The organism is Alkalithermobacter paradoxus, from assembly GCA_002029295.1.
GTDB classification, from domain to species: domain Bacteria; phylum Bacillota; class Clostridia; order Peptostreptococcales; family Peptostreptococcaceae; genus Alkalithermobacter; species Alkalithermobacter paradoxus.
In genome coordinates this window covers 1-24,455 of the sequence record MZGW01000009.1, presented here as the reverse complement: position 1 = coordinate 24,455, position 24,455 = coordinate 1, and the positions used below count along the sequence as shown (strand labels likewise).

General features: G+C 32.0%; 20 protein-coding genes and 2 rRNA genes. 2 read left to right on the top strand and 20 right to left on the bottom strand.

Features of this window, described 5'->3' with window-relative positions; genetic code table 11:
- Positions 1–7: 7 nt before the first annotated feature.
- The 6 genes from hydG to CLOTH_RS10630 form a co-directional block, all read right to left on the bottom strand.
- Positions 8–1,381 (bottom strand): [FeFe] hydrogenase H-cluster radical SAM maturase HydG, encoded by a 1,374-nt coding sequence (gene hydG / locus CLOTH_RS08850; protein WP_079413234.1) that lies wholly within the window; start codon positions 1,379–1,381, stop codon positions 8–10.
- Positions 1,382–1,392: 11 nt separating this feature from the next.
- Positions 1,393–1,638, bottom strand: coding sequence for a TM1266 family iron-only hydrogenase system putative regulator (locus tag CLOTH_RS08845; protein ID WP_079413232.1), 246 nt, complete (start codon positions 1,636–1,638; stop codon positions 1,393–1,395).
- Between the two features lie 262 nt (positions 1,639–1,900).
- Positions 1,901–3,694: an NADH-dependent [FeFe] hydrogenase, group A6 gene (locus CLOTH_RS08840; RefSeq protein ID WP_079413230.1), complete on the bottom strand. Its 1,794-nt coding sequence runs from the start codon at positions 3,692–3,694 to the stop codon at positions 1,901–1,903.
- A gap of 20 nt (positions 3,695–3,714) precedes the next feature.
- A complete protein-coding gene (nuoF, locus tag CLOTH_RS08835) occupies positions 3,715–5,508 on the bottom strand; it encodes an NADH-quinone oxidoreductase subunit NuoF (protein WP_079413228.1) in 1,794 nt (597 codons plus the stop codon).
- Between the two features lie 44 nt (positions 5,509–5,552).
- Entirely contained in the window at positions 5,553–6,029 is a 477-nt protein-coding gene (locus CLOTH_RS08830; RefSeq protein ID WP_079413226.1) for an NADH-quinone oxidoreductase subunit NuoE family protein, read from the bottom strand.
- 120 nt (positions 6,030–6,149) lie between these two features.
- Positions 6,150–6,323 (bottom strand): hypothetical protein, encoded by a 174-nt coding sequence (locus tag CLOTH_RS10630; protein ID WP_158080498.1) that lies wholly within the window; start codon positions 6,321–6,323, stop codon positions 6,150–6,152.
- A 377-nt stretch (positions 6,324–6,700) separates the two neighbouring features.
- On the opposite strand from CLOTH_RS10630, the gene CLOTH_RS08825 reads away from it, so the two are divergent.
- Entirely contained in the window at positions 6,701–7,054 is a 354-nt protein-coding gene (locus CLOTH_RS08825; RefSeq protein ID WP_079413224.1) for a L,D-transpeptidase, read from the top strand.
- A gap of 117 nt (positions 7,055–7,171) precedes the next feature.
- On the opposite strand, the gene CLOTH_RS08820 is transcribed toward CLOTH_RS08825, so the two are convergent.
- The 9 genes from CLOTH_RS08820 to CLOTH_RS08780 form a co-directional block, all read right to left on the bottom strand.
- On the bottom strand, positions 7,172–8,119 hold the full coding sequence (locus CLOTH_RS08820) for an ROK family protein (RefSeq protein WP_079413222.1): 948 nt from the start codon (positions 8,117–8,119) through the stop codon (positions 7,172–7,174).
- A gap of 15 nt (positions 8,120–8,134) precedes the next feature.
- On the bottom strand, positions 8,135–9,055 hold the full coding sequence (gene hprK / locus CLOTH_RS08815; protein WP_079413220.1) for an HPr(Ser) kinase/phosphatase: 921 nt from the start codon (positions 9,053–9,055) through the stop codon (positions 8,135–8,137).
- 2 nt (positions 9,056–9,057) lie between these two features.
- Positions 9,058–10,872, bottom strand: coding sequence for an excinuclease ABC subunit UvrC (uvrC, locus tag CLOTH_RS08810; protein WP_079413218.1), 1,815 nt, complete (start codon positions 10,870–10,872; stop codon positions 9,058–9,060).
- An 85-nt stretch (positions 10,873–10,957) separates the two neighbouring features.
- A complete protein-coding gene (locus tag CLOTH_RS08805; RefSeq protein WP_079413216.1) occupies positions 10,958–11,536 on the bottom strand; it encodes a hypothetical protein in 579 nt (192 codons plus the stop codon).
- 11 nt (positions 11,537–11,547) lie between these two features.
- On the bottom strand, positions 11,548–12,759 hold the full coding sequence (locus tag CLOTH_RS08800) for a LolA family protein (RefSeq protein WP_079413214.1): 1,212 nt from the start codon (positions 12,757–12,759) through the stop codon (positions 11,548–11,550).
- Positions 12,749–13,273 carry an RNA polymerase sigma factor gene (locus tag CLOTH_RS08795; protein WP_079413212.1) on the bottom strand — a complete coding sequence of 175 codons (525 nt, stop codon included), beginning with the start codon at positions 13,271–13,273 and terminating at the stop codon, positions 12,749–12,751. The genes CLOTH_RS08800 and CLOTH_RS08795 overlap by 11 nt, the downstream gene beginning before the upstream one ends.
- A 95-nt stretch (positions 13,274–13,368) precedes the next feature.
- Positions 13,369–14,865 (bottom strand): glycine betaine uptake BCCT transporter, encoded by a 1,497-nt coding sequence (locus CLOTH_RS08790; protein ID WP_079413210.1) that lies wholly within the window; start codon positions 14,863–14,865, stop codon positions 13,369–13,371.
- A gap of 25 nt (positions 14,866–14,890) precedes the next feature.
- On the bottom strand, positions 14,891–16,207 hold the full coding sequence (gene grdH / locus CLOTH_RS08785) for a betaine reductase selenoprotein B (protein WP_079413208.1): 1,317 nt from the start codon (positions 16,205–16,207) through the stop codon (positions 14,891–14,893).
- A gap of 13 nt (positions 16,208–16,220) precedes the next feature.
- Positions 16,221–17,546 (bottom strand): glycine/sarcosine/betaine reductase component B subunit, encoded by a 1,326-nt coding sequence (locus tag CLOTH_RS08780; protein WP_079413206.1) that lies wholly within the window; start codon positions 17,544–17,546, stop codon positions 16,221–16,223.
- A gap of 219 nt (positions 17,547–17,765) precedes the next feature.
- Between CLOTH_RS08780 and CLOTH_RS08775 the strand changes: the two genes are divergently transcribed.
- Entirely contained in the window at positions 17,766–18,440 is a 675-nt protein-coding gene (locus CLOTH_RS08775) for a TetR family transcriptional regulator (protein ID WP_079413204.1), read from the top strand.
- Here CLOTH_RS08775 and CLOTH_RS08770 read toward each other — a convergent pair.
- The 5 genes from CLOTH_RS08770 to CLOTH_RS10820 all read right to left on the bottom strand — a co-directional run.
- Positions 18,433–18,957, bottom strand: a complete 525-nt coding sequence (locus CLOTH_RS08770; protein ID WP_079413202.1) for a hypothetical protein — start codon at positions 18,955–18,957, stop codon at positions 18,433–18,435. The two genes, CLOTH_RS08775 and CLOTH_RS08770, sit on opposite strands and share 8 nt — an antisense overlap.
- A 45-nt stretch (positions 18,958–19,002) precedes the next feature.
- Positions 19,003–21,834: an excinuclease ABC subunit UvrA gene (gene uvrA, locus CLOTH_RS08765; protein WP_079413200.1), complete on the bottom strand. Its 2,832-nt coding sequence runs from the start codon at positions 21,832–21,834 to the stop codon at positions 19,003–19,005.
- 1 nt (position 21,835) lies between these two features.
- A complete protein-coding gene (gene uvrB, locus CLOTH_RS08760) occupies positions 21,836–23,806 on the bottom strand; it encodes an excinuclease ABC subunit UvrB (protein WP_079413198.1) in 1,971 nt (656 codons plus the stop codon).
- A 284-nt stretch (positions 23,807–24,090) separates the two neighbouring features.
- Positions 24,091–24,207: ribosomal RNA gene (gene rrf / locus CLOTH_RS08755) — 5S ribosomal RNA — on the bottom strand.
- A 144-nt stretch (positions 24,208–24,351) separates the two neighbouring features.
- Positions 24,352–24,455, bottom strand: a 23S ribosomal RNA gene (locus CLOTH_RS10820); the annotation flags it as partial.

Genomic DNA, 24,455 nt, shown 5'->3' with positions numbered 1-24,455 from the left:
AATCCTCCTAGAAGTATAAGTCTTTTTCTCCCTGCTCTATTCTTTTAAGTCTTCTTTTAGTTTCTTCTTTTAGTTTCTCATCATCTATTTTTTCAAGTTCTACTTGTAGCATCTTTTCTCCTATTTTCTTTGTTTCTTCCGATGCATTATTAACTAGATTTTCTTTGAATGTGAGTATTGAGTTAGGTTGACAAAACTCATGAATATGTGAGTGTTTTGCAAGTTCCATGAAGGCTTCCCCTGTTCTTTTAGCTCTATAACAAGCTGTACAAAAGCTTGGAAGATGTCCTTGCTCGCATATAACTTTAAGCATTTCATCAAGTCCTCTTTCATCACTTGTAACAAATTGATCAGCTTGCTTATCGTCTTCTTCATATCCTCCTGGATTAGTCTTAGACCCTGCAGACATTTGAGATACACCAAGATTTATAAGTTCATCTCTAAGCTCTTTACTTTCTCTAGTCGAAAGAATTATTCCAGTGTATGGAACAGCCATTCTATAAACTGCTACAACTTTTTTGAGATCCTTATCAGAAAGAGGATACGGAACTTTATCAAGTCCAGATCCAAAAGCTGGTCTAAGTCTTGGTATAGATATAGTATGTGGTCCAACATTGTATTTTTCATCTAAGTAATCTGAGTGAATAAGTGTTGCTATAACATCGAATTTATAATCATAAAGTCCAAGTAATACTCCTATACCAACATCATCTATTCCAGCTTCATAAGCTCTGTCTATTGCAGTTAATCTATAATCATAATCTGCTTTAGATCCGCTTACGTGCATTTTCTTATATGTTTCTCTATGATATGTTTCTTGGAATATTTGGTATGTTCCAATCTTTGCTTCTTTTAACTTTTTAAATTCTTCAACACTCATAGGTGCAGCATTTACATTTATTCTTCTTATATCAGCATTTTCATATATAGATTTCACACTTTCTACAATATGATCTATATTAGTAGTTTTTCTATCCTCTCCACAAACTAATAGAACTCTTTTATGTCCCTGACTTGCTATTGTTCTTGCCTCATTTATAACTTCATTAGTTGAAAGAGTTTTTCTATGAAGATCTTTGTTAGTCACTCTAAATCCACAATAAAGACAGTTATTAGTACATTCATTTGAAGTATAAAGTGGTGCAAATACTACTATCCTACTTCCATATATTTTTTCCTTTATATACCTAGCAGCTTCAAACATCTTCTCTAGTATTTCATCATCTTCAACTTGAAGAAGTTTAGCTGCTTCTAGTATCTCTATTCCATAGCAATCTTTAGATTTTTCTATTATTTCAAGTATTTCTTCTTTAGAGAAATTTTTAGATTCCTCAAGGATTTCATTTATATCAATTTCATTTATTATTTCATGTGTATTCATGTTAACCCTCCTTATTTTTGAGTCAAAGCACTTTTAACACTAACCCCATCTAATCTTCCTAATCTTCCTGTTAATGCTCCTATCTCATCATTAGTTCCATCAACTATTATAGATATTACGCTTACGTCTTTTTCTTTATAAGGTATACCCATTCTTCCAACTATACTATCAGCAAACTCGCTTAATAATTTATTTACTTTCTCTACACTTTCCTTATTTTCAACTATTATAGCTACTACTCCAATTCTTTTGTTCATGATTTTCACCTTCCCAAAGTAAAGTCAAAAAACAAAAAACTTTCCTAAAGGTAGGAAAGTTTATAAATTTTACAATATCACCCTCTCACCTTTTGCTCAGAATAATATCCTTGCAATCAGAATTTTTATTATCCTCCTAATGAATACAATCCATCAGTTAGATTTAATTAATATTATTTTTCATTACATATATTTATTCCAAAATCTTTTGGAATAAATATATGTAATGAAAAGGGCAAGAAGCCTTGCCCTTTTCTAATTATTAAGCTTCAGTTACTGCAGCTTCTAATACTTTATTTTCTTCTTTTTTATCTAATGGATATATTTCTCTCTTTGTATAGTGAGTGTGAAGTAATTCATGAGATTTGTGTCCGTTTGGTTTTCCTAAGAACTCAGCATATAATCTTTGTACTGATTCGTTCTTATGAGATTTTCTAACTGTCATTAAAGCATCTTCTTCATATAAAGCTTTAGCTCTTTCTACTCTTAAATCTACTGTATCTCTTACTTTAGATGGAACTTGCGGTTGTCCTCCACCCGTTACACATCCACCAGAACATCCCATAACTTCTATGAAGTGGTAGTCTGCTTTTCCTGCTTTAACAAGTTCAAGAAGTTCAGAAGCAGATTTAGTTCCGTGAACTACTGCTACTTTTATTTCTTTTCCACCAAGGTTTACAGTAGCTTCTTTTAAGTTGTCAATTCCTCTTACAGCAGTGTAGTTTATTTCTTCTAAGTCTTCTCCTGTTAATATGTCAGCTACAGTTCTTATAGCAGCTTCCATAACTCCACCTGTTGCTCCGAATATTACTCCAGCACCAGTGTAGTCTCCGAAGAACTCATCGAATGTTGAATCCTCTAATTTATTAAACTCTATTCTAGCTTCTTTTATCATCTTAGCAAGTTCTCTTGTAGTTAATACTGCATCTACATCTCTAATTCCATCTGCTTGCATTTCTTCTCTAGCAGATTCTGTTTTCTTAGAAGTACATGGCATTACAGAAACTACAAATACACTCTTAGGATCTAAGTTGTTCATTTGTGGGTAGTATGACTTAAGCACAGCTCCCATCATTTGTTGAGGTGACTTACAAGTTGATAAGTTCTCTAATAATTCTGGATAGTAGAATTCACAGTATCTAACCCATCCTGGAGAACATGAAGTTATCATTGGAAGTTTTCCACCGTTTTGTATTCTGTCTAAAAGCTCCGTTCCTTCTTCCATTATAGTAAGGTCAGCTGCAAAGTTAGTATCGAATACTTTTTTGAATCCTAATCTCTTAAGAGCAGTTACCATTTTTCCTGTAACTCTTGTTCCTATTTCCATTCCGAACTCTTCACCAAGAGCAGCTCTTACAGCAGGAGCAGTTTGAACTACTACATGCTTAGTAGGATCTTCTAAAGCATCCCAAACTCTTTCTATATCGCTCTTTTCTCTAAGTGCAGCAACTGGACATACTGTTATACATTGTCCACAGTATATACATGGAGCATCTGCCATACTTCTATCAAAAGCTGGAGCAACTTCTGTCTCAAATCCTCTCTTAGTGAAATCTAAAACGCTGATTCCTTGAGTTTTTTGACATACAGCTACACATCTTCCGCAAAGTACGCATTTATTTGGATCTCTAACTATAGAGTGTGATTTATCATCTACAGGTTTTACTGGGTTTGTTCCCTCAAACTCAACTTTGCTTACGTTTAAGTCTTCAGATAAAGTTTGAAGTTCACAGTTTCCGTTTCTAAAGCAAGCTAAACAATCTCTATTGTGATTAGATAATATAAGCTCTAGGTTGTCTCTTCTTGTTTCTCTTACTTTCTTAGTGTTAGTTTTTATTACCATTCCTTCTCCAACTGGGTGAACGCAAGAAGCTTGAAGATTTCTAGCTCCTTCTATTTCAACTAAACACATTCTACAAGCACCAATCTCATTTGTCTCTTTTAAGTAGCAAAGAGTAGGTATATCTATTCCTATTTCTCTAGCTGCATCTAGTATAGTATAGTTTTTAGGAACAGAAACGCTAACATTATCTATGGTTAAATTAACTTTTTCCATCATATACACCTCTTTCCTTATTACTTTTTAATTATTGCCTTGAATGGACATTTCTCTATACAAGCTCCACACTTAACGCAAGCATTAGTATCTATGCTGTGTAATGCCTTTCTTTCTCCGCTTATAGCATTAACTGGACAAGCTTTAACACATAAAGTACATCCCTTACATTTATCTTCAAGTATTGAGAATTGTAGTAATTCTTGACATACTCCTGATGGACATTTTTTATCTACTACGTGTGCTTCGTATTCTGCTCTAAAGTGATTTAAAGTTGATAATACTGGGTTTGGAGCAGTTTGACCTAGTCCGCAAAGTGCAGCTGATTTTATGCTGTTTGCTAACTTTTCAAGTCTATTTAGGTCTTCTAATTCTCCGTGACCTTCTGTTATTCTATCAAGTATTTCAAGCATTCTCTTAGTACCTATTCTACATGGTGGACATTTACCACATGATTCCTCAACAGTGAAGTCTAAGAAGAACTTAGCTATATCAACCATACAGTTGTCTTCATCCATTACTACCATACCACCTGAACCCATCATAGATCCAAGAGCTGTTAATGTATCGTAGTCTATTTGAGTATCAAGGTATTCTTCAGTTAAGCATCCACCAGATGGTCCACCTGTTTGAACTGCTTTGAATTTCTTACCGTTTGGTATTCCTCCACCTACTTCAAATATTATTTCTCTTAAAGTAGTTCCCATAGGTATTTCAACAAGACCTACATTGTTTACTTTTCCACCTAAAGCAAATACTTTAGTTCCTTTAGATTTTTCAGTTCCCATTGCAGCAAACCACTCTGGTCCATTTAATATTATTCTTGGAATGTTGGCATAAGTTTCAACGTTGTTAAGAAGTGTTGGTTTGTTCCATATACCCTTAACAGCTGGGAATGGTGGTCTTGGTCTTGGCATTCCTCTTCTACCTTCTATAGAGTTTATTAGAGCTGTTTCTTCTCCACAAACGAATGCTCCAGCACCAAGTCTTATTTCCATATCAAATTCGAATCCAGTTCCAAATATATCTTTTCCTAATATTCCTTTTTCTCTAGCAGTATCTATCGCTATTTGAAGTCTTTCAACAGCTGTTGGATACTCAGCTCTAACGTATACGTATCCCATGTTAGCTCCTACTGCATATCCAGCTATAGCCATAGCCTCAACTAAAGCATGTGGATCTCCCTCAAGGATAGATCTATCCATGAATGCACCTGGGTCTCCCTCGTCAGCATTACATGCAACGTATTTTTGGTCGTCTTGAGCTTTGTAAGTAAACTCCCACTTAAGTCCTGTTGGGAATCCTCCACCACCACGACCACGAAGTCCTGATCTTTTAACTACATCTATAACTTCTTCTTGGCTCATTTCTTTTAGAACTTTTTCTAAAGCTTTGTATCCATCTCTAGCTAAATAATCTTCTATGCTCTCTGCACCTATAGCACCACAGTTTCTAAGTGCAACCCTCTCTTGCTTTTTGTAGAAAGGAACTTCTTCAAACGGCTTCATTTCTCCATCTTCAGTTAAAGCTTCTTTGTATAATAATTCCTTAACTACTTTTCCACCTACGATATGCTCATCAACTATTTTTTCTACATCTTCAAGTTGAACTTGGCTGTAGAAAGCTCCTTCTGGATACACTATAACTATAGGACCTGCTGCACAAAGTCCGAAACATCCAGTCTTTATAAGTTTTACATCATCTTTCATGCCTTTTTCAGCAAGTAAGTTTTCCATCTTATCAAGTATCTTTAAAGAGCTTGACGAAATACAACCTGTACCTCCACAAACTAATACTTCATTTTTGTAAGCCATTGTATACCCTCCTTACGTGGTTCTCCCAAATTTATTCCTAGTTTTTAAAGATATTTTTCTACTATTCCATCTACATCAGAAACTACAAGTTTTCCATAAACATCTTCATTTACAGTTAATACTGGAGCAAGTCCGCAAGCACCTATACATCTTGTTCCAACTAAAGTAAACTTTCCATCTGCAGATGTTTTTCCTATTTCAACATCTATCTTCTTAGCTATTTTATCAATGATCTCTTGAGCACCTTTAACATAACAAGCTGTTCCAAGACATACTCCTATTACGTACTCTCCTTTTGGTTCTAAAGAAAATTGAGAATAGAACGTTGCAACACCATAAATTTCAGCTAATGGTATATTAAGCCCTTCAGATATTTTCTTTTGAACTTCCATAGAAACACATCCGAATATTCTTTGAGCTTCTGTAAGTACTGGCATTAATGCCCCTTGTTTCCCTTTGTTTTCCAGGATAACCTTTTCAAGCTTATCAAAATTTTCCTTCGTAAAAACGTCTCTCGCCATCCTAATCCTCCTCACACCTTTTTTTCATCCCTGCAAGTCATTTTTTTAACATGTATATATAAAAATAAAATAAGGATAAGAATTCCTTATATCCTTATTTTATTTTCTTCGACACGCTAATTATACCATATTATTTATTTTATCTGCAATTATTTTATTGATCATAAATTCTGTAAATTGTACTGCTTTACATTTCTTTAGGTTCTCTCTGCACTCTTCTTGGTCTTTACAAATCTGGCAAAAATCCCTTAGATTCATTGTAATTTCAATCTCTTTTCTTAAATCTTCACACATCTTTACCCCCCCTGATAGAGTATATATTTACCATGCAGATTGTTATTTTTTTGAATATTTCGAATTTAAAATGTATTTTTTATGAAGTAGTATACGTTTGTATTTTTATACATATAACCCTATGTTTTTCGACTTTTTTCTCACAATTTTCTCAAATTTCAAATCACTGCAGTGTTATTATATTAACTATTTATTCATCACTGATGAATATATATAACTTCTTATTATGTCCATAATTTAGCCTTAGTATTAATTTAATATCAATATATAAAAAAATAATTAATTTGTGATTTTACAGTATTTTTTTTATTTATTTGTTCAGTATTTATAATAATTACATATCCTATAATAAATATATAATTTTGGAGTGATGCTAAATGAGCCGAGCGAAGATATTAATTAGTTTGCTTGACAAAAGATTATATCTTTATATAAATGACAGTATTCATTCTTCTTATCCTATAGCTATCGGAAAAGCTTCTACTCCTACTCCGACTGGAAATTTCAAAATACTTGAGAAGGTTAGAAATCCTGGAGGACCTTTTGGAAGCAGATGGATGAGATTTTTTAATGGTTATGGAATTCATGGAACTAATAATCCTAGTTCTATTGGAAAAGCTGTATCTAATGGTTGTATACGTATGCATAATAGTAATGTAAATATCTTATATAACTTAGTTCCTATTGGTAGTGAAGTTATTATAAAAGAGTCTTTCTTTGAAAGATCTTAAAGATAGACTTTTTTGAAATTCATAACGGAAATTATAAATTATCCACAATTCAAAAAGTTTATAATTTACTATTCATTATAAAAAAATAAAGGCTCGATATTTGAGCCTTTATTATATTTATTTTCCTAGCATTGCACTTCCTATAATACCAGCATCATTTCCAAGTGTTGCTATAACTATCTGACCGTATTTCAAATCTTTGAAAAGTAAATATTTTTCAATCTCTTTATTTATCTTGTTTAATAGGAAATCCCCACTTTTAGACAAGCCTCCACCTATGCATATAACATCTGGATCTATGATATTCATTATGTTTGTAATTCCTATAGCTAAGTATTTTACAAGTCTATCTACAGCTTTATTTCCTATATAGTCTCCTTCTTTTGCAGAATCTATTATGACTTTTGCATCTATTTTATTTATATCATTTTGTACTTTTTCCATTATCAATGTATCTTTATTTTCATCTTCTATTAATTTCTTAGCATACTTTATTATTGCAGTTGCAGATGAAAATGTTTCAAGGCACCCATTATTTCCACAGTTGCAATTATAAAAGTTTTCACCAACTACCATGTGTCCTATTTCAGATCCTAGTCCATTACTTCCACTAAAAACTTTTCCATTTATTATTATTCCTCCGCCTACTCCTGTTCCTAGTGTTAGCATTACCCCATTTTCTTTATTTTTCATAGCTCCACACACATATTCTGCAACACAGGCAACAGTTGCATCATTTTCTACATAAACAGGAATGCCTTTAAATTCTTGTCTTAGCATTTCTCCTAATGGCACATCCTTCCAAAACAAGTTGTGAGCATAATATACCATTCCTTCTTTGTTAGCAACTCCAGGTATTCCTACTCCTATAGACTTAATATCTTTTGTATCAATATTTTTCTCACTAACAAGTTCATGTATCAAATTAATTATACTTTGTATAACTCCTTCATATCCTTTTTCTACTGGAGTTTTTGTTTCTTTTTTAAGAATTATATCTCCATTTTCACTTACAATACCACCTTTTATTCCTGTTCCCCCAAGATCTATTCCTATGTAATACATAATATCCCCTCCAAATTATTTTTCTTCTAGTTTTTTCATTAATCTATCATTAAAGTCTTTAGCTGCATTGTATCCCATAGCTTTTTGTCTGTGATTTTTTGCAGCAACTTCAATTATCATAGCTATATTTCTTCCAGGTCTTACAGGTATAACTAGATGTTCAACAGGAACATCTAGTATAGACATATGTTGTTCGTCTATTCCTAGTCTATCATAATATTTTCCTTCTTCCCATATTTGAAGTTCTATAACCATATCTACATTCTTAGATAATTTAACTGCACCAACCCCGTAAAGACTTTTTATATCTAATATTCCTACTCCTCTAATTTCTATTAAATGTCTTATTGTCTCGGGAGCCTGAGCTAGTAACAAATCTTCATCTATTCTTCTTATTTCAACAGCATCATCAGCTACCAATCTATGTCCTCTTTTAACTAGCTCTAGAGCAGTTTCGGACTTTCCAACCCCACTTTCTCCTATTATAAGTATCCCTATGCCATCTACATCTACTAATACTCCATGCATAGTTTTAGTTGGAGCTAGTTTTTCATTCAGGTAGTTAGAAACTTTGTTTATAAATCTAGTTGTATTCATACTTGTAGCTAAAATTATTCTTTCATATTTCTTTGCAGAATTTATAGTATCTTCATTAACCTTAAGTCCTCTAGTTGCTATAAGTGCTGGAATTTCATAAGAAAACATCTTATCAAGCCTTTGTGATCTAGTTTCCTTATCTAAGTGTTCAAAATAATTATATTCTCCTCTTCCTATAATTTGAATCCTATCATATGAAAAGTCTCCAAAATATCCTGCAAGCTGAAGCCCTGGTCTATTTATATCAGATGACCTAATAGTATAATCAACTTTATCTGGCATATATACTACATCTAAATTCAAATCTCTAACTATATCTCTTACATAAACTTTTTTCAAAATTATCCCTTCTTTCTAAAGAATTCATATACACTATTTGCAGCACTTTTGTTCATACCTTCAACACTTTCTAGTTCTTCTAAAGATGCATTTTTTATATTATCTATACTTTTAAAGTGCATAATTAAGTTTTGCTTTCTTTTAGCTCCTACATTAGGTATATCGTCTAGTATAGATTTTTTTATATTTTTATCTCTTAAAGATCTGTGGTACTTTATTGCAAAATCATGAACTTCTTCTTGTATAGAAGCTATAAACTTATAAAGGTTAGACGATTTATCTAGTTCTATTTCTTTATCTAAAGATACAAGCCCTTTTGTTTTATGCTTATTATCTTTATACATTCCCCATAAAGGAATATCTATATTAAGCTCACTTAGTACTTTACTCACTGCTGATACGTGTCCTTTTCCTCCATCTAAAAGTATAAGATCTGGGTGATTTTGGTTTTTAAATCTTCTATACACAATCTCCTGCATAGATGCATAATCATTTGGTCCTGTAACACTTTTTATCTTAAATCTTCTATACTCTTTTTTATCCTTCTTTCCATTTGTTATAACTACCATAGATCCAACAGAATCTACTCCTTGGATATTAGATATATCGAATGCTTCTATTCTATTTGGAAGCTTATCAAGCTCTAATAAGTCCTTGAGTTTCTCTAAAGAGCCTACTGTTTTTTCTAGACTCACTTTCTTTGCGTTGCTAAATTTTTCTAAGTATTCTAGTGCATTTTTTCTTACCATTTCCACAAGCTCTTTTTTATCTCCCCTTTTAGGAGATTTTATACTCACTTTCTGACCTTTCTTTGATGTAAGCCAGTCAATTATTATATCAATATCTTCTATTTCATCTTCTATTATTATCTCTCTTGGAATAAATATGTCTGATGAATAAAACTGTTTTATAAATGACGATAAAATTTCTTTTCTATCAGAATTCATTATATTATCGAATATATAATGCTCCCTTCCTACTACTTTTCCATCTCTCACAAAAAATACTTGTATACATGCCTCATCGTGTGCTTTAGCCATGCCTATTACATCTTGATCTAGTAAATTATCAGTAGATGTAACCTTTTGCTTTTCAAGTATTTCTTCTAAGCTCTTTATTCTATCCCTAATACTTGCCGCTTTTTCAAACTCAAGATTTAATGATGCTTCTTTCATTTCCTCTTTTAAGTTAGTTATAAGATTCTGTCCTTTTCCAGATAGAAATGTAACTATATCACTTATCATTTTATTGTATTTTTCATCATCTATATTTCCAGTACACGGGCCTAAGCATTTCTTTATATGAAAATTTAAGCAAGGTCTTTGATTTCTTTGTATAGCCCTTTCTATGTCTATAGAGCATGTCCTTACAGGATATAGCTCTCTTATTACATCTAGTGTATCATTTACAGCAGTTATATTAGTATATGGCCCAAAATATTTAGCCTTGTCCTTTTCTATCTTTCTTACTTTCAATACCCTTGGATATTTTTCATTCAATGTAACTTTTATATATGGATAAGTCTTATCATCTCTAAGTAATACATTGTACTTTGGTCTATATTTTTTTATTAGATTGCACTCAAGTATCAGTGCTTCTAATTCTGAATCTGTAATTATATATTCAAATTCTTGTATATTACTAACCATAGATACAACTTTTTGTGAATGATTTTTAGATGATTGAAAGTATTGTCTTACTCTATTTTTTAAAGATACTGCTTTTCCTACATAGATAACTTTGTTATCTTTATCTTTCATAAGATAAACACCAGGTAAGTCTGGCAGAGTTTTAAGCCTATCTTTTATATCAAACATATTCTTCAGCTCCTTAAAAACTATTATAGCTAATTTATATGTATTTTAAAATATAAAAAACCTGCCGAATTAATCGGCAGGTCTACTAATGTAATTGTATAACTATCAAGTTAGCTCCTTCAGTTTCGCTTGGAACTATAGTTATCATAACTTCTTTTCCAGTTTCCATCGAGTGGAATTTCTCTTTTAATTCTTCACTTATTTGAAATACATTTACATATCCATTAACATTAAATTCTCCAAAATTATTATCAGCCATTCCATTGAATGTAGCTCTTATCTTAGCACTTTCTATTTCTTTTACTTCTTTTAATAATCCATCTTTAGCTCTGAATTCTAAAGATAGTAGTCTATGACTTTTCATTTTTTCTAGCTTTTCTTTTATTGAAGATTCAATTGTAAAGTTGTTAAAATCAGTTTCTACATCTAGTACATTTATATGTGCTTTATTTCTCTCAATTCCAAAATATATACCGATGGCTTCTTTGTACTCCTCTTTTATCTCTGTATCACTTTTCTTTTCAGTATCCTCTTTTTCTTCGACTTCATTAGTCTCTTCAGTTATATTTTCGTCTACTATTACATTTGCACCTGTATCGGTAGCAGCACATCCAGTTAAGAATACAAACATTGTCATAATTAAAGCTAAAATCTTAAATTTCATACTATCACTCCTTAGTAATTAATTTTTTGAAAAATATCTATTATCTTTTGTTTGCTTAAATTTGTAACAGCAAGTATATCTACATTATTATCTGTATATCTTAGTACATTACTCTTTCCTATATATACCTTAAATAAATTTACTACATCTTCACTTATATATATATATTTATCATCTAACTTTATTTTTTCTCCACCGAAATTTATTTCATTATTTGGAGATAAAGATAAATATATATCAACAAAATCTGAATTTTTACCTTTTAGGCTAAATAAATAATCGTATAAATGTGCATCTTCAAGCTCAACTATTGTATTGAGTGTAAAGTTATCCGGAATCTGACTTAAAAGTATATCAATATTTCCAATTCTTTTCTCTACATCTTCTTTAGTTATCTTTTTATTCAGGTATGTTACCACATCATCACTTTTGATATTATAAGTGAATAAAGAATCGTTAATTTGTTTATTTATTTCTAATTTTACAAATGTGTTTATAACACTAACATTTTCATTTGTATTTATTTCTCTTCTAAGCGGCATATTACTTTTTTTATCTATATATATTTTGTTGAAAGGTTCAGATTTTGAATATCTAAATTTATATACGTGAGCCTCTCTTCCTGCAACTTTTTCATTTCCTATCTTTTGTATATCTATAGCACTTTCCATATCTCTTATAGTGCTTTCTATGTGATATCTCCATAGTTCCTTATTTGGATTTGTATATTCTATGGTTACATTATTTCCACTTATACTATATAGTTTTTCTCCATCACTTATCTGAGTTATAGTATAATTTTCTATTTCATGAACTGCATGATACATATCAGGCTTTTTGTAACTTACTGTTATTTTTTCTCTTGATTCAATTTCTCCATTTCTTTGAGATGTGATTTCTATGATTCCAAAGTAACTTTGTACTTCTTCGTAAGCTTTACTCATTGCATATACTATATCATTATTCCCTTTATTTAGTAAAGGGGATAAAATACTTATACTAAGTATAAAGAATATCAATATAGATGCAACTTTAAGTGTAGTATTTACCCTTTTTCTTCTTAATTCTACTACTTTTTTACTACTTTTAAATCTTTTGATTAACTTTATAGTGCTTATAATCTCCTTCATTTCTTCATCCATTTCATCAGTTATTTTAGGATTTTTTCCATCATTCATATCATCAATTAATGATGATATAATTTCTTCTTTGTTATTTTCCATTTAGTAATCCTCCTTTTGACAAGTCTTTTCTTAACTTTTGAAGAGCTCTATATTGTAGACTTTTTATACTTCCACATGGCTTATTTAGTATTTTCGATGTTTCTTCTACTGAATATCCTATCAATATCCTCAAATTTATTACATCCTGCTCATCTTTTGATAGCTTGTTTAGAGCTTGTTTTAAAATAAGTCTTTCGTCTATCATGTCTTTTTTACCTTCAATGTCAAATCCACTTTGGTTTAGTTCTTCTAAGCTTTCTTCACTTTTGTTACCTTTTCTTCTCCACAAATCATACACAATATGCTTTGCTGCTGTGAATATATATGATTTTGTGTACTTTTGGTCATTGATATCTTTCTCCATCTGTATATATAATCTCTTAAATACTTCTTGTGTTAGTTCCTTTGCTTCTTCTTCATTTCTTATTCTAAAATATATAAATTTATATACCTTTGGCCAAAGAGTATTATATATTTTGTCAAATTCTATTTCTAAAATTTCAGGATCCTTCATTTTTTCACCTCTTTAGTCTTTCTATTTTATATAACGTATATTTTTATTATTTGGTTTCAAAAAAAATTTATCCTCCCAATCGGGAGGATAAATTTTTAAACTTTTTCTTCTTCAGATTTTATATACCCTTTATCTTCTTTCAATGCTTTATATAGTGAGAAACAAGCTACAACCATTACTATAGCAAATGGAAATGCTGCAGCTATAGAACCAATCTGAAGTGTTTTAAGGCCACCTGCTAACATCAATGCTAAAGCTAGTAAAGACTGAATTATACCCCAAATTATTTTCTTTGAATTTGATGGATTTAAATTACCATCTGTCGACATCATTCCTAAAACGAATGTAGCTGAATCAGCTGATGTTACAAAGAATGTACAAAGTAGTATTACTGCAACAAAAGAAATTAAGCCTCCCAATGGATAATGACTCATAACAACAAAGAATGCAGTTTCAGTAACCTCTGTTGCTATAGCAGCAACTTCTGTTCCAAGGTTCATACCTAGTGTTCCAAATGTTGCAAACCACAAAAACGAACCAAGTGCTGGTACAAGGGTAACCCCTGTTATAAATTCTCTTATTGTTCTACCTTTTGATATACGAGCAATAAATGTTCCAACAAATGGAGCCCATGCAATCCACCACGCCCAATAAAAAATTCTCCATCCACCTATCCAGCTATTGTCACCAAAAGCTTCAATATTCAAGCTATCTCTTACAAAATCATTTATATACATACCTAATCCATTTGTAAATGAATTTATTATCTTAACAGTAGGACCGAGGATTATAGCTAATATCATCAATAAAGTAGCTAAACTTAAGTTTACATTTGAAAGCCACTTAATTCCTCTATCAAGTCCTGTAACTGCTGATATCATAAATAAAACTGTTACTATAGCTATGATAGATATTTGTACTATGGTATTTATAGGAATCTTGAAAAGATAGTTAAGTCCACTATTTATCTGAAGTGTTCCAAGTCCAAGAGAAGTTGCAACACCAGCTACTGTTGCAAATATCGCAAGTATATCTATAAATTTCCCAATAGGTCCTTTTACTCCTTCTTCTCCAAGTATTGGAATAAATATACTGCTTATGAGCCCTGGTGCATTCTTTCTAAATTGAAAGTAAGCAAGTGCTAAACCTATTATACTGTAATTTGCCCATGGATGAATTCCCCAGTGAAAAAATGATGTTTTCATGGCAAAGTTAGCAGCTTCGCTACTTCCAGGGTCTACTCCTATAGGGCCTAGATAGTGATATAAAGGCTCTGCTACTCCCCAAAATACAAGCCCTATTCCCATACCAGCACTAAATAGCATAGCAAACCATGAAATATAGCTGTATTCAGGTTTTGAATCATCTGATCCTAACTTTATATTTCCATATTTACTAAATGATACTAATACTGAGAATACTACGAAAAAAAACATAGCAAGCAAATACATCCACCCAAATTTATCTACTAGAAAGTTGAAAAGTCCATTACATGCATTCCCAAAGTTATCTGGTAGAATTATCCCCCAAATAACTATTGAAAATACTATAAATAAAGATATATTAAATACACTATTTTTCCTTATACCCATATACTTCACCCCTTTAGCTACTTCTTTAAATCTTAGTTTTAAATACAGTCTGATCTTGTATTTCTGTAGCTAAAGCTTCTAGTGCAACTCCTACTCTATGATAACGAAGTTTCCATTGTTCTTCTTTAGAAGTGCTAGGATCTCCTAATGGATATGGTATAGAAATCGTTGGTACCATTCTATTTGATCCAACAGTTTTTGCAACAGGAATTAAATTAGCCATCTGAACGATAGTTATCCCAGATTTTTCTATCTCTTTTACTATTGTTGCACCGCAACGTGTACAAGTACCTCATGTAGATGTGAGAATAACTGCATCTACTCCAGCAGCTTTCATATCTTCTACCATCTCTTTACCCATTCTTGCAGCTTCTCCTTGAGTTGTTCCTGTTCCAACTGTTGTATAGAAGAAGTTATGAATACTTCCTATTCTTCCTTCTCTTTCATACACTCTTAATACATCAAGAGGAACTATAACATTTGGATTTGCATCAGCTGCTGCAGGGTCAAATCCAGCATGTATTGTTTTATAAACTCCTGCTTGTAAACTATCAAGTCCAGTTATGTCGTATTTACCCCATCTAGTAGCCGAGGCTGATTGAATTCTATCAGGGTTTTCAACTGGTACAATACCACCTGTAGTAGCAAGAGCTATTTTACAGTCAGCCAAATTCTTTATAGCTGGAGCAATTGGAACTAGATCAGATTCTGGAATCGGAAGTTCTGTTTTGAAGGCTTCTCCACGTATTTTCTTTAAAAGCATATCTATAACTCTATCAGTAGCAGGTACAGCAGGGTTTAACCACTTTTGATGTCTTGACCCTGTGCTATAGTATCCTTCTTCTTCTGCAGATAAAATATCTTCACCTCTTAATAATTTCTTACCGAATTGTGCCATTTTTCTTATATCTGACCTCATTGCTGCAGCACTTGCTCCACCTTTGAATATATATACGTCCTTTCTAAACATTTCAACTCCAGGGTTTTCATCATTCATAGAACTTATTACCGGAACATTAAACTTTTCTTTAACTGCTTTGCATATATTTCCACATGCACTACCATACCTTCCAGCTCTAAATGCTGGCCCTGCAAAGAATATATCAAATTCTTTTCCTTCTAAAAATCCTAATATAGTATTGATTGCTTCCTCTTGTCTTGACCCCATAAAATTGTCTCCACAAATAATTGTATGAGTTACCTGTATATCATCTCCTAATTGTTTGTTTAGTTCAATAGCAGGTCCTACAAGGCCTTCTCTTATCTCTGGGGCATGGTCAGCTAATTCTTCCCCTCCAATTTGACCAAAGAACTGATTTAAATATAAAATAGCCTTTTTCATGTATACTCCCCCCTTAATATTCTACCATCGTTTTTGTAGACCAGCCTGCAACTCTATCCCCACAGAACATAGAGTTGTTTTCCATAATTATTGAACCATCTTCTTTAACGGATGGCCCTAGTATTTCATCATCTGCCCATCCACCAGATAAACCGTCACGTGCTAATGATTTTAATTCACCTATTACAGTTTTCATAGGAGGGAGCTTTATTAATTCTGAAACATTACCACAAGAAACTATTGCATTGGCTTTTCTATCTAAAGTTACAAGTGGTTGGGAAGCTCCATCTCTGCCTGTGCACTCATTTGTCAATCCAACAGTTTTAACTCCAGCATCTTCAAGTGCAACAATGCATGCTATAAAGTCAGCATCTGGGTTTCCATATCCCTCCTCTGCTACTACAGCTGCATCTGCTCCTAAAGATTTTGCCATCTGAGCGACAAATAATGCAGCTCTTTCTTTCTGCTCAAGTGCAACATTTAGATTAGACATTATAACTCCAATAAAGTTGATAGTTTTACCGTGCTCTTGATATAGCCTTTTTATCATAGGAAAGTTCTGAAAATCATATGTTGACCATTTCGATGAACACGGCATGAAAGAACCTGAAATCATTGCACCATCTAAAACCTCATTTGGATGCATAAATGTAGGGAGCATACGATTGCAATCCCACCCATAAACCAAATCGTTGTATCCTAACTCTTCCATTTGAGACTGTGGTTGCATAACAAATACGACGTTTGGAAGATCATTAATTTCTTTACTTCTCTTAGTTACCGGGTCTAACTCATATATTTCTGTTTCATGTGGTTCTAAATCCTTAACACAATTCCCTATATATTCAGCAAGTCTCATTCCGGCCCATCTTAACGCACGATTTTTCTTTTGCTGTTCATACCTTTCGAACTCTTCATCAGTATCAGCTACAAGACATATATTTTTAAGTGATGAAAATAATGTATACTTAGCACCTTCTCCACTCATATCTATAAGTCCATCTTGAAATCCACCCCAATGTTTTCCAACTACTAATACACTACAACCTTTTAGTGCATGTGTTTTTCCATTTCCACACTGCATAAGATCTCCTGTAACACCTGGAAATATTGGCCCCCCACCCACTCTATATCTTGGTTCTATAGCTTCTTTAACAGGAACTATTCTCACTTCATCTCCTGGTTTTGCTATTACTATATCTGCATATGTAATATGTTCATCTTCTTTAACAATTTTCAGAGCCTCTTCTTTATTAATACTCAATATGCCATCTCTATAAGAAGTCTCATTTCCAAATATGATGTCCTTAACATAGAAATTTCCAATCTCTAACCTCATTCCCAAACCCCCTTAGTACATTCTAAAATTGTATTATGTTCTTCCATTGTTATTAGAATTATATAATCATTGTGAATATTTTATGAATGTATTTATTATGTAATCATGATTATTTTTATATGAATATATATTTTTTGATAACTAGTCTAAATTTCAGAGATAAGTAATATGTTATAATATTAAAGGTTGTCTAAAATTATTATAAGTTGGTGAAGTTATATGAGTAAAAAACAGGTTCAGAAAAGACGAATGATGAGCTATTTTATAGAAGCTGCTACTAAAATAATAGATGAAGAAGGAATAGAGGCTGTTACTATAAGAAAAGTTGCTGATATTGCAGGGTACAATAGTGCAACGCTTTATAATTACTTTGAAAATATTGATCATTTAATATTTTTTGCATGTATGAAATATATGAAAGATTATGCCCTTGATCTTCCTAATTACATTAAGAACTCTAGAAATTCTCTAGATAAATACATTTTAATATGGGAGTGTTTTTGCTATCACTCTTTCAATAATCCTAAAATTTACTATAGAATTTTCTTCGATAAATTCACACATTCAATAGAAGATGCAGTAAGTGAATATTATTCTATATTTCCTGAAGAACTTGGGGAGCAATCTGAAGATGTACTTTCTATGCTTTTAAAACACAATATATACGATAGATGTATTGCAGCTTTAAATTCTTGCGTAAATGAAAACCTTGTAAGAAAAGATGATATAGATGAGATTAATGAAATGACTTTATTAGTTTATCAGGGGCTTCTTTCTAGAATCTTAAATAACCAGGTTGAGTATACTCCACAAGAAGCAACGAAAAAAATCGTAAGCTATATACAAAATATAATAAACTTCTATAGTAATGATAAAAATAAAAGGACTACGTAGTCCTTTTATTTATTCTCACCATTACTTTGTATCCAAAGTATGACCCAATCAGTCCTAATATATAGGTTATTATACTTACAGATATCAGAATATACAATTTATTTATCATTAAATACGCCTTATTTCCTGTAATATAATTAGAAACCCAAAACGATGTAACAAGACTAAATAAAGGATAAAATGCAGATGTACATATTATACTTTTGTTATTATTGTAGTTTCTAAATAAAATATAACTAACTGTATCAGTTAGTATTCCTGATGATATTATTGCAACACTCATAAATATATTTATAAACATCATAATAAGTCCAAAGACTAATGATACCAAAGATATTGTTCCTATTTTCCTTATATTAAATAGTGGAATACAAAACATAAACCCGAGCAAAGGAGCCATTAAAACATATCTTGAACCAGGAATAATAATTATACTAGCCATTGTATAAAATACATAGCCTATTATTATCATTAGTGATACACTTATCCCTATAAGTGTTATTTCTCTTGTTTTCATATATCTCCTCCAGTTTATAATTTAAATAAGGCAGGATATCCTGCCTTACAAGTATTTTTTGAGAAATCTCCCTGTATGAGACTTTTCATTTTGACAGACTTCCTCTGGAGTTCCTACAGCTACTATTTCTCCACCCTTATGCCCACCTTCTGGACCTAAATCTATAATATAATCACACGTTTTTATCACATCTAAATTGTGTTCAATCACAACAATTGTATTTCCATTATCAGCTAGTCTTTGAATTACTTTTATAAGCTTATCTATATCTGCCATATGAAGACCTGTTGTTGGCTCATCTAGAATATATATAGTCTTTCCTGTAGACCTTTTACTAAGCTCTGTTGCTAATTTTATTCTTTGTGCTTCTCCTCCCGAAAGCTGAGTAGAAGGTTGTCCTAGCTTTATATACCCAAGTCCAACGTCCATTAGTGTTTCTAACTTCCTTTTTATCTTAGGTATATTTTCAAAGAACTCTAGAGCTTCTTCAACATTCATATCAAGTACATCAGATATTGTTTTCCCTTTGTACGTTATTTGAAGAGTATCTCTATTGTATCTTTTACCTTTACATACTTCGCACTGAACATATACATCTGGAAGAAAGTGCATCTCTATTTTTATTATTCCATCACCTTTACACGCTTCACATCTTCCACCCTTTACGTTAAAACTAAATCTCCCCTTGTTATATCCTCTAGCCTTAGCTTCTGGAACTATAGAAAATACATCTCTTATCATATCAAATACTCCTGTATATGTTGCTGGGTTTGATCTTGGAGTTCTTCCTATTGGAGATTGATCTATATCTATAACTTTATCTATATGCTCTAGCCCCTTTATCTCCTTATGCTCTCCTGGTTTTTCTCTAAGCCCTTGTATCTTTGATGCTATTCCCTTGTATAGTATTTCGTTTATAAGGGAACTTTTTCCTGATCCTGAAACTCCAGTTATACATGTAAATATTCCTACTGGTATTTTTACATCTACATCTTTTAAATTATTTTCGCTAGCTTTTATTATTTCTATATATTTATCACTTGGCTTTCTTCTATCAGTTGGAACCTCTATTTTCTTTTTGCCACTCAAATATTGACCTGTTATAGAGTTTTGATTTTGTTTTATTTCTTCTACTGTTCCCTGTGCAACGATTTGCCCACCATGAACTCCTGCTCCAGGACCTATATCAACTATATAATCTGATGCATACATAGTGTCTTCATCATGTTCAACGACAATAAGCGTATTTCCTATATCAGTCAAATGTCTTAATGTTTTTATAAGTCTGTCATTATCTCTTTGATGAAGTCCTATACTAGGTTCATCAAGAACATACAAAACTCCAACTAGTGCAGATCCTATTTGAGTTGCTAGCCTAATTCTCTGAGCTTCTCCTCCAGATAAAGTTCCTGCAGTTCTAGATAAAGTCAAATACTCAAGTCCAACATTTTTTAAAAAACCAGCTCTTTCTTTTATTTCTTTTATTATTTCTTTTGCTATAGTCTGTTGCCTTTGAGATAACTGCATATTTTCTATAAAATTTATCAATTCATCAATAGACATATCTGTAACTTGTGATATTTTCTTTCCATTTATCAATACTGATAAACTTTCCTTTTTTAGTCTAGCTCCATGACAAGAAGAACAAGATTTATCTATCATAAATTCTTCTATTTTTTCTCTCATATAATCAGAGTTAGTTTCTTTATATCTTCTTTGAAGATTATTTATAACACCCTCAAAGTATGATTCATAAGTTCTGTATCCTCCAAATTTAGATTCATATTCAAATTTAACTAAAGTGTTGCTGTTTCCATACAAAAGCTCATCAATAAAATCTTTTGGTAGATCCTTAATAGGAGTATCTAGTGATACATTATATTGCTTTGCTAGGCTTTCTACCATCTTAAAGTAATAAGTATCCTCACTACCTGCTCCACCAACTGAAAACCAAGGGGCAATAGCTCCCTCTTTTATAGATAAATCTTTATTTGGAATAACTAAAGATTCATCAACTTTCTTCATGCTTCCAAGTCCATTACAAGCATCGCATGCACCAAATGGGCTATTAAATGAAAACATCCTAGGAGATAGCTCCTCTATACTAATTCCATGATCTGGACATGCAAACTTAGTTGAAAATAATATTTCTTCATCACCTATAACATCTGCAATTACTAATCCATCTGAAAGCTTTATAGCAGTCTCTATAGAATCACTTAATCTTGACTCTATACCATCTTTTATAACTATTCTATCTACAACAACTTCTATATTGTGCTTTTTATTTTTATCAAGATCTATTTCATCTCCTATTTCAAAGCTTTCTCCATCTATCCTTAATCTTATAAATCCCTCTTTTTTTATATGCTCAATTAACTTCTCGTGCTTTCCTTTCTTCCCTCTAACAACAGGAGAAAGTATCTGAATTTTTGTTTTCTGTGGAAAATTCATAATTTTATCCACTATTTCCTCAACTGTCATTTGGCTTATCTTTTTATTACATACAGGACAATGTGGCTCTCCTACTCTTGCAAATAGTAACCTTAGGTAGTCATAAATCTCTGTTACCGTTCCCACAGTTGATCTTGGATTTTTTGATGTTGTTTTTTGATCTATAGATATTGCTGGGGATAACCCTTCTATATATTCTACATTTGGTTTTTCCATTTGCCCTAAAAATTGTCTTGCATACGCTGAAAGACTTTCAACATATCTTCTTTGACCTTCTGCATATATAGTATCAAATGCTAATGATGACTTTCCTGAACCAGAAAGGCCTGTAAATACTATGAATTTATTCCTTGGAAGAGTTATATCTATATTTTTTAGATTGTGCTCTTTTGCTCCCCTAACAACTATATTCCTATTTTCCATTTTAAGCTTCTATCCTTTCTTTTAGTTCATTTATTTTGTCTCTAAGCTGTGCTGCTCTTTCAAATTGAAGATTTTCTGCAGCTAAAATCATCTCTTCACTCAATCTTTCTATAGCTATTTTTATATCATCTGTATCAAATTCTTCCTTAATTCCGTACTTCGTTTCTTCATCTGCAACCTTTGTTGCTTCAATTATATCTCTTATATCTTTTTTGATAGTCCTTGGAACTATGTTGTAAGCCCTATTATATTCACTTTGTATCTCTCTTCTCCTATTTGTTTCACTTATAGCTCTTTGCATAGAATCTGTTATTTTATCAGCATACATTATAACCTTCCCATGTTCATTTCTTGCTGCTCTTCCTATAGTTTGTATTAAAGATGTTTCAGACCTTAAGAAGCCTTCTTTATCAGCATCTAATATTGCAACTAATGAAACTTCAGGTATATCAAGTCCTTCTCTTAGAAGATTTATACCAACTAGTACATCAAATTTACCTACTCTTAAATCTCTTATTATTTCTATTCTTTCAAGTGTGCTTATATCTGAGTGTAGGTATCTTACCTTTACATTAGCTCCCTTTAGATAATCTGTTAAATCTTCTGCCATTTTTTTTGTAAGGGTTGTAACTAACACTCTTTCATTTTTATTTGCTCTTATATATATTTCGTTAAGTAAATCATCTATCTGACCATTTATAGGTCTTATGTCTATAATAGGATCAAGCAACCCAGTAGGCCTTATTATCTGCTCTGCAACTACAGTTGATTTTTCTATTTCGTATTTTCCTGGAGTTGCTGATACAAATAGTATTTGATTTATCATTCCCTCAAATTCTTCGAAATTAAGAGGCCTATTATCATAAGCCGAGGGAAGTCTGAATCCATTTTCTATAAGGGATTCTTTTCTTGATCTATCTCCACCATACATAGCTCTTATTTGTGGTATAGTAACATGCGATTCATCTATTATAATTAAATAATCATCTGGAAAGAAATCCATCAGAGTATATGGTCTATCTCCTTCATTTCTTCCTGTTATATGTCTTGAGTAATTCTCTATCCCCTGACAGAAACCAATTTCTCTTAACATCTCTATATCGTATTTTGTTCTTTGTTCTATTCTCTGAGCCTCTAGAAGTTTGCCTTTATCTTTGAATTCTTTCACCCTATCTTTTAGCTCATCCTCGATAAGCGTTATTGCTTTTTCTAGCCTTTCTTTACTAGTTACATAGTGAGATGCTGGAAATATAGATACATGGCTTCTAATTCCTATTATTTCTCCTGTTAAATAATTTATCTCTGTTATTCTTTCTATTTCGTCTCCAAAAAACTCTACTCTTATTCCTCTTTCATCTGTATTTGCTGGGAATATTTCTAATATATCTCCCCTAACTCTAAATGTACCTCTAGTAAAGTTCACATCATTTCTTTCATATTGTATAGATATAAGTTTTTTTATTACTTCATCCCTATCTTTCTCCATTCCAGGTCTTAATGATATTAATAAGTCTTTATAATCACTAGGATCTCCTAATCCATATATACATGAAACTGAAGCTACTATTATAGTATCTCTTCTCTCTAATACTGCTGCAGTAGCTGAGTGTCTTAATTTATCTATTTCTTCATTTATAGAAGCATCTTTTTCTATATACGTATCACTTTGAACTACATACGCTTCTGGTTGATAATAATCATAGTAACTTACAAAATACTCAACTGCATTCTTTGGAAAAAACTCTTTAAACTCACTATAAAGCTGTGCAGCAAGAGTCTTGTTATGAGCTATAACAAGAGTTGGCTTTTGAACTTTCTGTATTATATTTGCCATGGTAAACGTCTTACCAGAACCAGTAACCCCCAAAAGAGTAGAATATTTCTCATTTTTATTAATGCCTTTAACTATCGTCTCTATAGCCTTAGGCTGATCTCCAGTAGGTTTAAACTTAGATTCTATCTTAAATTCCATAAATACACCTCAATCCCGAACATAAGTTCTAGTCATTATATAATGAATTATACACATTAAATTCAACTTATTCAATACTTTATACCCTTTAATATTCCTGTACTAACACCGGAAAATCCATCAATGTAAAATTGGACATAAAAAAAAGACTTCTGTGGGGGGTTAGAAGTCTTTTTTAGGGGGAGATTTGTAAATTTAATATTTAAATCTACATTCATATTCTGTACACAATCCAAAGATTATATACATAAATTTTTAGAAAATTTCTATGTGATAGAAAACTTATCTGGCTACGTCCTACTCTCCCAGGAGGCTTCCCTCCAAGTACCATCGGCGCAAAAGAGCTTAACTTCTGTGTTCGGAATGGGAACAGGTGTATCCTCTTTGCTATAGTAACCACATAATCTTACTTGTCTAACATATTTTGTTTGCTTTACATTCCGAATTTCCTCAAGCAAGCTTGAAAGTCAATTCTTAAATGTAAATCAAACAATATATATATAATTCTAATTAAGGTATAGTACTTTCAAAACTGCATAGCATATTTGGTCAAGTCCTCGACCTATTAGTACTCATAAGCTGAACACATTACTGCGCTTACACCTTGAGCCTATCAACCAAGTAGTCTTCTTGGGGTCTTACCTTAAAA